At 66.4% G+C, this 12574-nt stretch carries 13 protein-coding genes; 7 read left to right on the top strand and 6 right to left on the bottom strand.

Translation table 11 applies throughout. From position 1 onward, the window contains the following. Window positions 1-29: 29 nt before the first annotated feature. The 4 genes from HT136_RS09320 to HT136_RS09305 all read left to right on the top strand — a co-directional run bounded on the left by HT136_RS09320 (window position 30) and on the right by HT136_RS09305 (window position 3150). Window positions 30-1325: a heavy-metal-associated domain-containing protein gene (locus HT136_RS09320; RefSeq protein WP_214199484.1), complete on the top strand. Its 1296-nt coding sequence runs from the start codon at window positions 30-32 to the stop codon at window positions 1323-1325. Window positions 1326-1335: 10 nt separating this feature from the next. Continuing rightward, window positions 1336-1956 (top strand): P-loop NTPase family protein, encoded by a 621-nt coding sequence (locus HT136_RS09315; RefSeq protein ID WP_214199483.1) that lies wholly within the window; start codon window positions 1336-1338, stop codon window positions 1954-1956. A gap of 73 nt (window positions 1957-2029) precedes the next feature. After that, window positions 2030-2770: a serine O-acetyltransferase EpsC gene (gene epsC / locus HT136_RS09310; protein WP_214199482.1), complete on the top strand. Its 741-nt coding sequence runs from the start codon at window positions 2030-2032 to the stop codon at window positions 2768-2770. A gap of 8 nt (window positions 2771-2778) precedes the next feature. Next, a complete protein-coding gene (locus HT136_RS09305) occupies window positions 2779-3150 on the top strand; it encodes a DUF2794 domain-containing protein (protein WP_343222150.1) in 372 nt (123 codons plus the stop codon). Window positions 3151-3159: 9 nt separating this feature from the next. Here the strand turns inward: HT136_RS09305 and HT136_RS09300 are convergent, their stop codons facing one another. Both HT136_RS09300 and HT136_RS09295 read right to left on the bottom strand, forming a co-directional pair. Continuing rightward, a complete protein-coding gene (locus HT136_RS09300; protein ID WP_214199481.1) occupies window positions 3160-3744 on the bottom strand; it encodes a DUF4328 domain-containing protein in 585 nt (194 codons plus the stop codon). 122 nt (window positions 3745-3866) lie between these two features. Further along, entirely contained in the window at window positions 3867-4772 is a 906-nt protein-coding gene (locus HT136_RS09295; protein WP_214199480.1) for an SDR family NAD(P)-dependent oxidoreductase, read from the bottom strand. 156 nt (window positions 4773-4928) lie between these two features. Between HT136_RS09295 and purS the strand changes: the two genes are divergently transcribed. Both purS and purQ read left to right on the top strand, forming a co-directional pair. Continuing rightward, entirely contained in the window at window positions 4929-5165 is a 237-nt protein-coding gene (gene purS, locus HT136_RS09290) for a phosphoribosylformylglycinamidine synthase subunit PurS (RefSeq protein WP_214199479.1), read from the top strand. Continuing rightward, window positions 5165-5842 (top strand): phosphoribosylformylglycinamidine synthase subunit PurQ, encoded by a 678-nt coding sequence (gene purQ, locus HT136_RS09285; protein ID WP_214199478.1) that lies wholly within the window; start codon window positions 5165-5167, stop codon window positions 5840-5842. Before purS ends, purQ begins: the two co-directional genes overlap by 1 nt. A gap of 85 nt (window positions 5843-5927) precedes the next feature. Here purQ and HT136_RS09280 read toward each other — a convergent pair whose 3' ends face one another. The 4 genes from HT136_RS09280 to HT136_RS09265 form a co-directional block, all read right to left on the bottom strand. After that, window positions 5928-8294, bottom strand: coding sequence for a putative bifunctional diguanylate cyclase/phosphodiesterase (locus tag HT136_RS09280; RefSeq protein ID WP_214199477.1), 2367 nt, complete (start codon window positions 8292-8294; stop codon window positions 5928-5930). Between the two features lie 86 nt (window positions 8295-8380). Then, window positions 8381-10204, bottom strand: coding sequence for a glutamine--fructose-6-phosphate transaminase (isomerizing) (gene glmS / locus HT136_RS09275; protein ID WP_214199476.1), 1824 nt, complete (start codon window positions 10202-10204; stop codon window positions 8381-8383). Window positions 10205-10306: 102 nt separating this feature from the next. After that, a complete protein-coding gene (locus HT136_RS09270) occupies window positions 10307-10690 on the bottom strand; it encodes a hypothetical protein (protein ID WP_214199475.1) in 384 nt (127 codons plus the stop codon). A 77-nt stretch (window positions 10691-10767) separates the two neighbouring features. Further along, window positions 10768-11595, bottom strand: coding sequence for an AIM24 family protein (locus HT136_RS09265; RefSeq protein ID WP_214199474.1), 828 nt, complete (start codon window positions 11593-11595; stop codon window positions 10768-10770). 193 nt (window positions 11596-11788) lie between these two features. Between HT136_RS09265 and HT136_RS09260 the strand changes: the two genes are divergently transcribed. Then, the gene (locus HT136_RS09260; RefSeq protein ID WP_246543502.1) at window positions 11789-12562 is read left to right on the top strand and encodes a tetratricopeptide repeat protein; all 774 of its coding nucleotides are present in this window, start codon (window positions 11789-11791) and stop codon (window positions 12560-12562) included. Window positions 12563-12574 lie beyond the last annotated feature (12 nt).

Genomic DNA, 12574 nt, shown 5'->3' with positions numbered 1-12574 from the left:
GTTTGGGCAAAAGGCCCACGGTTTTGAACATGACGCTATCTTTTTCCTCCTTGTCACCGCGGCCCGACCGCAAGGGCGCGGGCTTCATCTCGCGCAAAACGCTCGGTTATGTGCTGGCCGGCAGCGCCGTGGCCGGCCTCGCCGGGCTCGGGATTTCGAGCCTTGTCGCGCAAGTCGAGGGGGATCGCGGGATCGCCCCGCTCGCCAATTCGGCCGACATCCAGGTTGACGGTATCAAGGTCGACGTGACCGGCAAGAACGGCGCCGAAGCGCGCCTGCAGGGCTGGAAGGACGCGGAAAAGCTCGCCTGGAAGAAGCTCGGCGGGCCCGACATGCCCACCGAATCGATCGACGCGATGGTCTCCTCGGTCGTGATCGAGAAGGAGCAGGTCGGTCCGCGCCGCTACATCGCGACGCTGGGCGTGATCTTCGACAAGGCGAAATCGAGCCAGTACGTGGGCGGAGGCGGCGGAATTCCGCGCTCGGCGCCGATGCTGGTGGTGCCCGTCCTGTTTTCGGGCGGGGTGCAGCAGGTCTTCGAGGTGCGCGGCCCCTGGCAGCGCGCCTGGGCCGAATACCAGGCCTCGGCAAGCCCGGTCGACTACGTGCGTCCCTCGGGTTCGGGCGGCGAATCGCTGATTCTGACCGCGGGCCAGCCCGGACGGCGCAGCCGCCTGTGGTGGCGTACCGTGCTCAGCCAGTTCCATGCCTCGGACGTGCTCATGCCGATGGCGCGGCTCGAGCGGCAGTGGCCCGGTGGTCCGATCAAGGGCACTTTTACCGCGCGCTTCGGGCCCGACAACACGTACCTGGGCGGTTTCAGCCTCCAGGCCTCGTCCGAGCAGGCACTGCCAGAGATGATGGAGCAGGCGGTCGAGCGTATTGATGGGCTCTATCGCCAGGCGCTGGCGTCGGGGCAGCTTTCGCCCGATTCGACCCTGACGGGCGGTAACGTCGAGCTCGACCGGGCCTTCGCGCAATTGCGCGACAAGCTGGTGTCGGGTGGGGGCGTGCAGCCTGCGCCGGTCGAGGTCCAGCCCGTCGCGCCTGCCCCCACGATCCCGGCCGAGGACGTCAGCGGCGTTCCGCTCGAGACGGTGAGCGTCCAGTTCGTGACGCCCGATGCAGGCGCAGTCGACGCGGCGCTCGCCGCCGTGCGCGGCGTGCCCGGTGTCGAAGGCGCGGCGACGGTCAGCCTCGCCATCGGCGGCACGTCGGTGATGCGCGTCTCGGTGCGCGGCGGTTCGGACCGTCTGGCCGGAGCGCTTCGCGGGCAGGGCTGGCAGGTTTCGGGTTCGGGCGCTACGCTCCGGATTTCCCGCTAGGCTTTCGACGATGCCCAGGCAGATTGCCCTTCCGCTGTCCGCGTCGAGCGACAGCCCGCCACGCATCGTGGTGGGCGAGGCCAACGCGGCCGCCATCGACGCGCTGACCGACCCCGAGCGCTGGCCGTTTCACACCGCGATCCTTTACGGCCCACCGCGCTCGGGCAAGACGCTGCTCGGCCACTGGTTCGCCGACGGCGGCGGGGGCGAGGTGATCGACAACGCGGAACATGTCGACGAGGACGTGCTGTTCCACGCCTGGAACCGGGCGCAGGAGACCGGGCGCGCACTTCTGCTCATCTCCAATCGCAAGCGGGGCAAGGCCAAGGGGCGCTGGCACGTGCGCCTGCCCGATCTCGCCTCGCGCCTGGGCTCCGCGCTCCAGCTCGAGATCGAGGAGCCGGACGACGAGATGCTCGCCGAGCTGATCGACGTCCATGCGCAGATGCGCCACCTCGTGCTCGACCCTTCGGCGAGCGCCTATCTTGCAGCGCGCGCGGTTCGTAGCCATCTGGGGGCCGAACGTCTGGTCGCCGCGATCGACCGGCTGAGTCTCGAGCGCAAGCAGCCGCCCACCCTGGCGATCTGGCGCGAGGCTCTGGCCGAGTTCGGGAACGGTCGTCCGACCTAGGGACTTTACCGATAGGCGGCGGCTTTCAAGGCGAAAGCTTGCATCGCGCGAAGATTGATGGGAGATTTGCCCCATGTTTGGGAAACTCGTCCGCTACCTGGATTCCGTCGTCGCGCGCGACCCGGCGCCGCGCTCGCGTTGGGAAGTGCTGCTTTACCCCGGTGTCTGGGCGCTGTTCTTCCACAAGATCTCGCACCGCCTGTTCAATGCCGAGCTGTTCTTCCTCGCGCGCGCGGTGAACCACTTCTCGCGCTTCATGACCGCGATCGACATTCATCCCGGCGCCACGATCGGGAAGAACTTCTTCATCGACCACGGCTTCACCGTGATTGGGGAAACCGCGCATATCGGTGACAACGTGACGATCTACCAGTGCGTGACGCTGGGCGGCTCGAACCCCACCAATGGCGTTGGCGGCAAGCGCCACCCGACGCTGGAGGACAACGTGATCGTCGGTTCGGGCGCGCAGATCATCGGTCCGGTGACGATCGGCAAGCGCGCGCGCATCGGCGCCAGCGCGGTAGTCACCGAGAACGTGCCCGAGGGGGCGACGATGGTGGGCGTCAAGGCCCGTTCGACGCTGGTGACCGCCGAGACCTATTCCAAGAAGTTCATGCCCTACGGCACGCCGTGCCGCGAGCCGTGCGAGCCCGCGCCGAACCAGCGCGTCGACGAACTGGAGGAGCAGATCGAGGCGCTGCGCAAGGAAGTGGCGACGATGACGCAGGCGCTGACCGCCGCGCACGAGGCGCTCGAACGCGCGGCCGAGCGCACTCCCGAGCCTGAACCCGAGCCCGTCTGCAAGGGTATCTGAGCGCGCGCGTGTCGGGTCCCGTTGCACCAACTCCCAGCTCCGTCGATGCCAGTGTCGTCGCCTTTCCCGGGCGCAAGCCGCTCCAGGTGGCGTTCGACCGGTTCGAGTTGCAGAAGATCCTCAATCTTTACGGCCGCATGGTCGCCGCCGGGTTCTGGCGCGATTACGCGATGAACTTCGAGAAGGACGCAGCGCATTTCTCGGTATTTCGCCGCGCGGCCGAGCGCCCGCAGGCGCGTATCGAGAAACGTCCGTCGCTGCGCGGCAAGCAGGGCATGTGGACGTTGTTCGGCGAATCGGGCCAGATTCTGAAGCGTGGCCACGAACTGTCCGGCGTGCTCAGTCCGCTCGAGCGCAAGCTGCTCAAGATCGTCGACTAAGACCGCCGGTCAGGCGAAGGCGTAGCTCGCGTTCATCTCGTGTGTCTGGGCCTGCGTAACCGCGCTCACCAGGCGGTACAGGAAATAGGCGTCGACGACGAAGAGAAGCAGGCCAAGCGGGAAGAAGAGGCGGGTCGCAAAATTGCCTGCAATCCAAAAGCCCCACCAGATCTTAACCTCGAAAGGGCCACTTGCGGTGTAGCCGTCGCTCTGCAGGTGGCTGTCGTTCCACAACTGGCGCATGGCCTGGTAGGGCTTGAACAGGTTGGCGATCGGCACGAAGAACCAGAGGATCGCCCAGGTCGGCGAATGCTCGAAGCTCTCGTCCCGCGTGGCGCGCAGATTGGCGTGGGCGCGGTAGATCCAGAGGCTGACGGCAACCACGCTGGCAATGGCTGTTGCCACGATTGCGAGGATGCCGAGGCCGAGGACGCCTGAGATGTAGCCATCGGCATCGCCGAAGCCCTCTCCGGCCGCGAGCGCAGCAAGTACTCCGGCAGCGCAAATCACGTTCGCCGCGCCGAATAGAACCAGCGTGATCGTGACGGCACGGGCTCGACCCGTAAGTACGCGTAGCCCCCGTTCCAATTCCATGTAAGCCAAATCGACAGTCCCCGTTTGCCCGCGGCCGCGACCATCACCCCCTGACGGCCGCTCGGCTTTGTCCCGCGAGACTGTCTTCGAGATCGCAGGGCGTCAAGCAAGGGCTCAGAAAATCACGGAATTTCGTTTCGGATCTTGGCCAGTGCATGGTGCGATTGCTCCATGCCGTTTTCGAAGATGGCAAGTGCGTCGCGCGCATCGATCCGGGGCCAGGCGGCGGCGATCGCTTCGGGCGTGCAGGCCGGGGCCGGGATGAAGACCCCTTCGTTCATGGTGACGTAGGCGCTTTGGTAGACCCCGCCCGAGGCGCCCAGGACGGCGTCGCTAGGCGCCTCGGGCGAAACGAGGAAGAGCGCAGCGGGCACGACCGTCTCGGGGCTGAAGGTTGCGTAGGCTTCCTCGGGGAAGATGTCGGCGGTCATGCGCGTGCCCGCAGTGGGGGCGATGCAGTTGACGCGGATGTCGTACTTGGCGCCTTCCAGGCGCAGCGTTCGGGCCAGGCCCAGCACGCCGAGCTTCGCCGCGCCGTAGTTGGCCTGTCCAAAATTGCCGCCGAGGCCCGAGGAGGACGTCGTCATCAGCACCCGGCCATAGGATTGCTTGCGCATCTGCGCCCAGACCGCCTTGGTGGCACCCGCGCTGCCGAGCAGGTTGACCCGCACCACCGCCTCGAAATCAGCCATGTCCATGTTGTGGAAGGTGCGGTCGCGCAGGATGCCGGCATTGTTGATGAGCACATCGATGCGCCCCCAGGCTTCGATCGCGCGCGCGGCCATCGCTTCCATCTGCGTGAAGTCGGACACGTCTCCGGGGTCGGCCAGCGCTTCGCCACCGAAACTGCGGATTTCCTCGACGACTTTTGCGGCCGCCTCGGCCTCTCCGGTGCCGTCGCGGCCCGTGCCAAGGTCGTTGACGAGCACTTTCGCCCCGCGCCGGGCCAGCTCGAGCGCATAGGCGCGGCCAAGCCCGGTCCCCGCGCCCGTGACGATGGCGACCTGGCCGGCAAAGGAAATCGACATGGGGGAGGCCTTCCGCATGGGTGTTGCCTCGAAGCGATGGCACCAAGCGCTGGCGCATTCAACGCCGAAAGCGCGCGCGCACCCTTGCCCCGGGGCCGTGTCGAGGCCATAGGCGCATTTTACCGAATCTGCCGCATTCAGCGAAAGGCCCCCGTGATGAAAGTCCGCGTCCACGTCAGCCTCAAGCCCGGTGTCCTCGATCCGCAGGGCCGAGCGATCCACCACTCGCTCGAAGGCCTCGGCTTCTCGGGCGTCAACGACGTTCGCGCCGGCCGCCTGTTCGAGCTCGACGTCGAGGAGAACGTGAGCGACGAAGCGCTCGACGAGATGTGCCAGAAGCTCCTCGCCAACATGGTGATCGAGAACTACCGCATCGAGAAGGTGGCCGCCTGATGGCGTTCCGCTCGGCCGTCATCACGTTCCCGGGCTCCAACTGCGACCGCGACATGGCGGTGGCGCTGGAGAAGGTATCGGGAAGCCCGTGCGCCCGCGTGTGGCACGGCGATTCGCAGCTGCCCGAGGGCCTCGACTTCATCGCGCTTCCGGGTGGCTTCTCCTACGGTGACTACTTGCGCTGCGGTGCGATCGCCTCGCGCTCGCCGATCATGCAGGCGGTGATCGCCGCCGCCGACAAGGGCGTGCCGGTGCTGGGCGTATGCAACGGCTTTCAGGTCCTGACCGAAAGCGGATTGCTGCCGGGCGCGCTGCTGCGCAACTCGGTGATCCGCTTCGTGTGCCGCGACGTCGCGCTCAAGGTCGAGAACGCGAATTCGCTGTTCACCTCGGGCTACGCGGCCGGGCAGGTGATCTCGATCCCCGTCGCGCACCACGACGGCAACTACTTCGCCGACGCCGAGACGCTCGACCGCCTCGAGGGCGAGGGCCAGGTGGCCTTCCGCTACGCCGAGGAAGTCAACGGTTCGGTGCGCGGGATCGCGGGCGTTCTCAACGCCCGGGGCAACGTGCTGGGCATGATGCCGCACCCCGAGCGCGCGATCGAGGCGACCCACGGCGGCACCGACGGACGCGCTCTGTTCGAGAGCGCGATCAAGGGCCTGATCGGGGCCTGATCGCTCGATACGTTCGCAGATCAATTGAAAAACCGCCCGCAAGCTCTCGCTTTCGGGCGGTTTTTTCATCGGACCTGTGAGGTCGTCAGGCTACGCGCTGGCGGGCGAGGTAGTGCTGGTTGACGAAGATCGCGCCGGCATCGGCCGCGCTCATCGGGCGGCCGAAGTAGTAGCCCTGAATCTTGCGGCAGCCCAGGCGTCGGATCATCTCGACTTCGCGATCGGTCTCCGCCCCTTCGGCGGTCGTGGACATGTCGAGGCTCTCGGCCATGGCGACCACGGCGCGGATGATCGCGACGCTTTCCACGTTGCCCGCCGCCGCGCTCTGGACGAACGATCGGTCGATCTTGATTGTCGAGAAGCGCAGCTTGCGCAGGTACCCGAGCGAGGAATAGCCGGTCCCGAAGTCGTCGAGCGCGATCGCGCACCCGAGCGACATGATCCGCTTGAGCACCTGGTTCGCGCTCGTCCCGTCGCGCAGGAAAATGCTTTCGGTCACTTCGATCTCGAGCCGTTCGGGGGCCAGCCCACTTTCGGCCAGCGCGCTTACGACGCTTGCCGCGAAGTTGTGGTCCAGCAACTGTTCGCCCGAGACGTTGACCGCGACGCGCACGTGGTCGGGCCAGTGCATGGCCTGGTGGCAGGCTTCGCGCAGGACCCATTCGCCGATCGGCACGATGAGCCGGGTGTCCTCCGCCAGCGGGATGAACTTGGCCGGGCTGACAAAGCCATGTTCCGAGCTGTTCCAGCGCACGAGCGCCTCAAAGCTGACTACTTGCTCGCTTGCGGCCTCGACCACAGGTTGGAAGTGCAGCGAGAGTTCGCGGTGATCGAGCGCGTGGCGCAAGGAGAATTCGAGCTTGCGCCGTTCTTCGGCGTGCGCGTGCAGCGCCGGCTCGTAGCGGTGGTAGGCGTTGCCGCCTCCGTCCTTGGCGCGGTAGAGCGCGAGATCGGCGTTGCGCATCAGCGTTTCGACATCCTCGCCGTCCTGCAGGCCGAAGGCCGAGCCGATCGAGGCCCCGACGTAGAGCGTGTGGTGATCGATCTCGTAGGGCAGGGCGAGGCGATCGATCACCCGCTCGGCGAGCGACTCGACCTGGCGGGGATCGTCGGCGTCGCGCATGACGATGGCGAATTCGTCCCCGCCCAGGCGCCCGCAGATGTCGTGCTCGCCCATCTGCTCGCGAATGCGTTCGGAGACGCGCGCCAGCAGCATGTCGCCCACCAGATGCCCCAGCGTGTCGTTGACGGCCTTGAAGCGATCGAGGTCGATCATCAGGAAGGCGCAGCGCGTGCGCCACTTGCGCGCGTAAGCGAGGGCCTCGTCAAGCGCTTCGGTCAGCATCATGCGGTTGGGCAGCCCCGTCAGCGTATCGTAGCGCGCCATGTAGGCGATCTTGTCCGAGCTCTCGCGCGCTTCGGTCTCGTCCGAGCCCACGCCGCGAAAGCCGGTGAAGGCGCCGTTCTCGTCGAGTTTTGGGGTGCCGGACAGTTCCCACCAGCGATGGCGCCCGTTGACGGTGACGCGCACGAGGAGATTGGAAAAGCTCTCGCGCCGGGTGATGCGCTCGGCCAGTTCGCGCAGGCTCGGATGGAACTCACCGGAATTCCAGTTCGATCCGGCGATGAGTTCGACGAAGGGCATGCCCTCGACCTCGCTTGCCTCGCGTCCCAGCGCGAAGGCGAAGCGCGGGGAGACCGAGCGGGTGCGGCGCGCAGTGTCGGTTTGCCAGAGCCAGTCGGCCCCGCTTTCCTCGTATTCGCGCAAGAGCATCGAGACCACTTCCTCCTTCTCGGATAGGCCCGCCTGCGCGATCTTGGCGTTGAGGTAGCGTTGCGCGGACTTGATCGCGCCCCACACGATGATCCCCGCAAGGACCAGGCTGATCGCGGCCATGTCAAAGGCGCGGACGAACAGGAAGAAGACGATTTCGGAGAGGCCGATCAGCCCGCCGAAGAACAGCGCGGCCATGGGTACTGCGGGCATGAGGAGCCCCGAGGCGGTCATCAGGACAGCCAGGATGGCCCAGATTTTCAACTGCAGTTCGGGATCGAGGAAGGGGCCGAAGATCGCGAAGGGAAGCGCCCAGGCCAGCGCGTTGAGGGCAAAGCCATGGAGTTGGCGATCAACTTCCTTGCGGGTGATGCCTCGTCGATCGGTGCCATAGAGTAACTGGCTGATGCGATAGCCGCGCCACAGCGTAAAGCCGGTCACGAGGAACCACGCCGCCAGCACCAGCGCGGGCACATGGCCATAGCAGATCGCCAGCATCGCCAGCATCGCGCTGATCTGGGTCACGCGGCGCAGCAGCGAGGCCTGCTGGAGCCCGGAAAACTGCAGGCCGCGCAGGCGCTCCCAATCGCCGTCGGCGGGGTCGACGAGGCCGAGAACGGCGAAGGTCGGGAGTTGACTGGGGAGCGCCTTGGGCTGCGGTTGCGAATGCTTTTTCACCCGGCGAGCCTTACGCGTCACTGGTTAGCGGCGGGTAAAGGATAAGCAATAGCCCGCGCCCTTTTCAGGGCTCTTGCGTAACCGGCTTACTCCACGGTGACACTCTTGGCCAGGTTGCGCGGCTGATCGACGTCGGTGCCCTTCACGCAGGCAACGTGATAGGCGAGCAACTGGACCGGAACCGCATAGACGATCGGCGCGATCAACGGGTGGACGCGGGGCATCTCGATCGTCGCCATGCAGCCTTCGCCCGCCTCGGCGATGCCCTCGGCGTCCGAGATCAGCACCACCTTGCCGCCGCGCGCGCGCACTTCCTGCATGTTGCTCACGGTCTTTTCGAAAAGCGGACCGGAAGGGGCCAGAACGATGACCGGCACTGCTTCGTCAATCAGCGCGATTGGCCCGTGCTTCATTTCACCCGATGCGTAACCTTCGGCGTGGATGTAGCTGATTTCCTTCAGCTTCAACGCACCTTCGAGCGCCAGCGGGAAATCCGGACCGCGGCCGAGGTAGAGCACGTCGCGCGCGGGCGCGATGAGGTGGGCCATGGCGGCGATCTCCTCGTCGTGGGCGAGCGCCGCGTTGAGGGCGGCAGGGGTCTCGACGAGATGCTGGACGACCTGGGTCTCGTCTTCACGGTCCATCCGTCCGCGCAGGACGGCGAGGCGCGCGGCGAGCGCGGCGAGAACAGCAAGCTGACAGGTAAAGGCCTTGGTCGAGGCGACGCCGATCTCGGGACCCGCGTAAGTCGGCAGCAGGAGGTCCGCGTCGCGCGCCATCGTGCTGGTGGGGACGTTGACGACGACCGCGATGGTCTGGCCTTGCGTCTTGCAGTGGCGCAGGGCGGCAAGCGTGTCGGCCGTCTCGCCCGATTGCGAGATGAACAGCGCGAGGCCGCCGGGCTCGAGCACCGGGTCGCGGTAGCGGAACTCGGAGGCGACGTCGATGTCGACCGGGATGCGCGCGAAGGTCTCGATCCAGTACTTGGCGACCATTCCGGCGTAGTAGCTGGTGCCGCAGGCGACGATCGTGATGCGGTTGACCGTGCCGAGGTCGAAATCCATCTGCGGCAGACTGACCGACTGGGTGACCTGGCGGATGTAGCTGCTCAGCGTCTGGGCCACCACGGTCGGCTGCTCGAAGATCTCCTTCTGCATGAAGTGGCGGTAATTGCCCTTCTCGATCGCGATCGCCGAAGCACCCGAGTGCACGATCGCGCGCTCGACCGGCGTGTTCTGCGCATCGTAGATCTGTGCGCCCTCGCGGGTGATGACGACCCAGTCGCCTTCCTCGAGGTAGGTGATGCGCTGGGTCAGCGGCGCGAGAGCCAGCGCGTCCGAGCCGAGGTAGGTCTCACCCTCGCCATAGCCCACCACCAGCGGCGAGCCCAGGCGCGCGCCGATCAGCATGTCGGGGTGCGCGCGAAATGCAATGGCGAGCGCGAAGGCGCCGCGCAGCTGGGGCAGGGCGATCTTGACCGCGTCCTGCGGGGAGAGCCCGGCCTCCACCTGTTCGGAGACGAGATGTGCGACGACCTCGGTGTCGGTCTGGCTCTCGAAGGTGCGTCCGCGCGCTTCGAGGGCTTCGCGCAAGGGGCGGAAATTCTCGATGATGCCGTTATGGACGAGCGCGAGCGTCTGCGTCGCGTGCGGGTGGGCGTTGGTCGCGGTGGGGGCGCCGTGGGTGGCCCAGCGGGTATGGGCAATGCCGGTGAGGCCCGGAGCGGGGTTGAGCGCCAGTTCGCGCACGAGGTTGGCCAGCTTGCCTTCGGCGCGGCGGCGGATCATCTCGCCGTCCGCAAGCGTGCAGACCCCGGCGCTGTCATAGCCCCGGTATTCCATGCGGCGCAGGCCATCGACCAGGCGATCCGCCACGTCTTCCTTGCCGACGATCCCGATAATTCCACACATATGGCGAACCTGTATCCTCTGTCGCCGGAGCGCTCGTGCAAGCGGTCCGGGCCTGTCTGCTCTCGCGTTAGTGCCCGTTTGCCGGCGCCGCCAGCAAAAGATTTACTCGCGTGGCGATGCGGCCTGTCGCGCGGTTTCCTGCACCCGGCGGTCAAGCCTCACGCGGATCGGATCGGCGTCAACGTCGACGTCGGCCAGCAGCGCCGCGCGCGCGGCCAGGCGCCGTTTCTCCTTGCGGCGAAGTCCGGTGAACAGGAAGCCGAGGCACAGAAAGCCCAGTCCGAAGAGCGTGTTGAGGTTGCCGATCATCGCGATATGCGGGGTGCCGCATGCCATCTCGGCGACATGAATCGGCGCCTGCGGGTCGGTACCGGGGCAGGGGCGCCCATAACGCCATGCGAGCAGTCGGCCGAAGAGGAAGCAGGCACCGAACAGGCTCCACGTGACGGGCACGATGAAGCGGCCGGGGCCCTTGGTCCAGAACATGCGTTCTGCCTTGCCGCCGCCGGGTTAACAGATCGTTGCGATTTGCCCTGAAAAGGCATGAAAGATCCGCGCGGAGCTCAATCACCGTCGAGGAGATCGCCGAGACTGCCGAGCAGCGAGCCTTCCCCACGGTTCTGCCCGCCGCGCGGGCCCGCAGCGGCCAGCATGCGTCCCGCGAGGCGCGAGAAGGGCAGCGACTGGATCCAGACCTTGCCGGGGCCACGCAGGCGGGCGAAGAAGATGCCTTCGCCGGCAAAGAACATCGACTTCACCGAGCCCGCGCGCACGAGATCGAAATCGACCCCTTCCGTATAGGCCGCAAGGCAGCCGGTATCGATGTGAAGCTCCTCGCCGGGCGCCAGTTCGCGTTCGACGACGGTGCCGCCCATCTGCACGAAGACCCAGCCGTCGCCATCGAGCCGCTGCATGATGAAACCTTCGCCGCCGAACAGGCCGGTCATGATCTTGCGCTGGAACTGGATGCCGATCTCGACCCCGCGTGCGGCGCACAGGAACGCGTCCTTCTGGCAAATCAGCCGCCCGCCGATATCGTCGAGCTTGATCGGCAGGATCGCGCCGGGCACGGGCGCGGCGAAGGCGACGCGGGCCTTGCCCCGGCCGCGGTGGGTGAAGACCGTGGTGAACAGGCTTTCGCCGGTGACGAGGCGCTTGCCCGCGCCCAGCAGCTTGTCCATGAACCCGCCCGACTGGCCCGAGCCGTCGCCGAACACGGTCGACATGTCGATCGCGGCGTCCTTCCAGACCATCGCACCGGCCTCGGCCACCGCGCTTTCGCCGGGGTCGAGCTCGATCTCGACGAACTGCAGTTCCTGGCCCTTGATCTCGAAGTCGACGTCGTCGGCAACGGTCGATGAACGGGCGTGGCTCCAGGGGTTGTTGGTCATGACGGCTCCGGGTCGTGTCGCTGAAAGCACGGGATATTGCGGTGTATGGACATGTGCGAAGTGCGTACTCTCTTGTCAAATGCCGCTCATCGGATATTCTTGGTGCTTCAACGAAGATCGTCCCATCGCAAAAGACAGGCGCACGTAAAGTAGTGCCGGACAGGGGCGGTTTTCCGGGAGAAGGATAGCCGCCTTGTACGCACCTCTGTACGCCACCCATCCGTTTTCAGGCCGTTCGCGTAATCGGATCGGGATCAGTGCGCTTGCGGTATTGGTCGCGGCATGCGGTTTTTCCGTTTCGGTTCAGGCGGAAAGTGCCGGCTTTGTCGAGCCCCACCGGGCGCCGTCGCCGTCTGCGCTCGTCACCGCGCCGATCTCGCCGCCCGACCTCAAGGCGGACGTGAAGAAAGGCTTCGCGCTGCTCCAGCAGGGCCAGGACGAGAAGGCGGTGTCCTATTTCGACCGTGCGATCAGCGCCGCCGACACCTGGCTGGCGGGTGATTCGCGCCCCCGCCGCTGCGTGGCCGCGAACAAGCCCGCGAGCGTCGCAGGCCATGCGGCGATCGACGATGCCTTGTGCGACGCGCATTTCGGGCGCGGTTTCGCGCTGATCGACCTGGGACGCGGCGACCTTGCCGAGGCGGACTTGCGCGCGGCGACCGAGATGGCGCCGACCAACGCGCACTTCGCCAACGAATACGCCGAACTGTTCAAGTCGCGCCGCGAATGGCAGGTCGCCTACACCCAGTTCGATCGGGCCTGGACGGTCGCCGACAAGACGGTGGGGGGCCCGGATGCCGATCTCGCCGCGCGTGCCCTGCGCGGCATGGCCTACGCCAAGGAGAAGATGGGCGAGCTTGACGCGGCGCACGACCTCATCGAGCAGTCGCTCCAGTATGAGCCCGACAGCGAAGCGGCCCATGCACAGCTCGCGCACGTCTCGCGCCTTCAGGCGATCGGTTCGTGATTTGAGATACCT

The sequence above is a fragment of the Novosphingobium profundi genome (assembly GCF_018491765.1).
Taxonomy (GTDB): Bacteria; Pseudomonadota; Alphaproteobacteria; order Sphingomonadales; family Sphingomonadaceae; genus Novosphingobium; species Novosphingobium profundi.
Note: the sequence above shows the minus strand (reverse complement) of the source record. Positions and strands in the feature narration are given on the sequence as shown.

Coding starts and splice junctions, on each gene's coding strand:
- HT136_RS09320 (WP_214199484.1), top strand. CDS start 30: ATGACGCTATCTTTTTCCTCCTTGTCACCGCGGCCCGACCGCAAGGGC.
- HT136_RS09315 (WP_214199483.1), top strand. CDS start 1,336: ATGCCCAGGCAGATTGCCCTTCCGCTGTCCGCGTCGAGCGACAGCCCG.
- epsC (WP_214199482.1), top strand. CDS start 2,030: ATGTTTGGGAAACTCGTCCGCTACCTGGATTCCGTCGTCGCGCGCGAC.
- HT136_RS09300 (WP_214199481.1), bottom strand. CDS start 3,744: ATGGAATTGGAACGGGGGCTACGCGTACTTACGGGTCGAGCCCGTGCC.
- HT136_RS09295 (WP_214199480.1), bottom strand. CDS start 4,772: ATGTCGATTTCCTTTGCCGGCCAGGTCGCCATCGTCACGGGCGCGGGG.
- purS (WP_214199479.1), top strand. CDS start 4,929: ATGAAAGTCCGCGTCCACGTCAGCCTCAAGCCCGGTGTCCTCGATCCG.
- purQ (WP_214199478.1), top strand. CDS start 5,165: ATGGCGTTCCGCTCGGCCGTCATCACGTTCCCGGGCTCCAACTGCGAC.
- glmS (WP_214199476.1), bottom strand. CDS start 10,204: ATGTGTGGAATTATCGGGATCGTCGGCAAGGAAGACGTGGCGGATCGC.
- HT136_RS09270 (WP_214199475.1), bottom strand. CDS start 10,690: ATGTTCTGGACCAAGGGCCCCGGCCGCTTCATCGTGCCCGTCACGTGG.
- HT136_RS09265 (WP_214199474.1), bottom strand. CDS start 11,595: ATGACCAACAACCCCTGGAGCCACGCCCGTTCATCGACCGTTGCCGAC.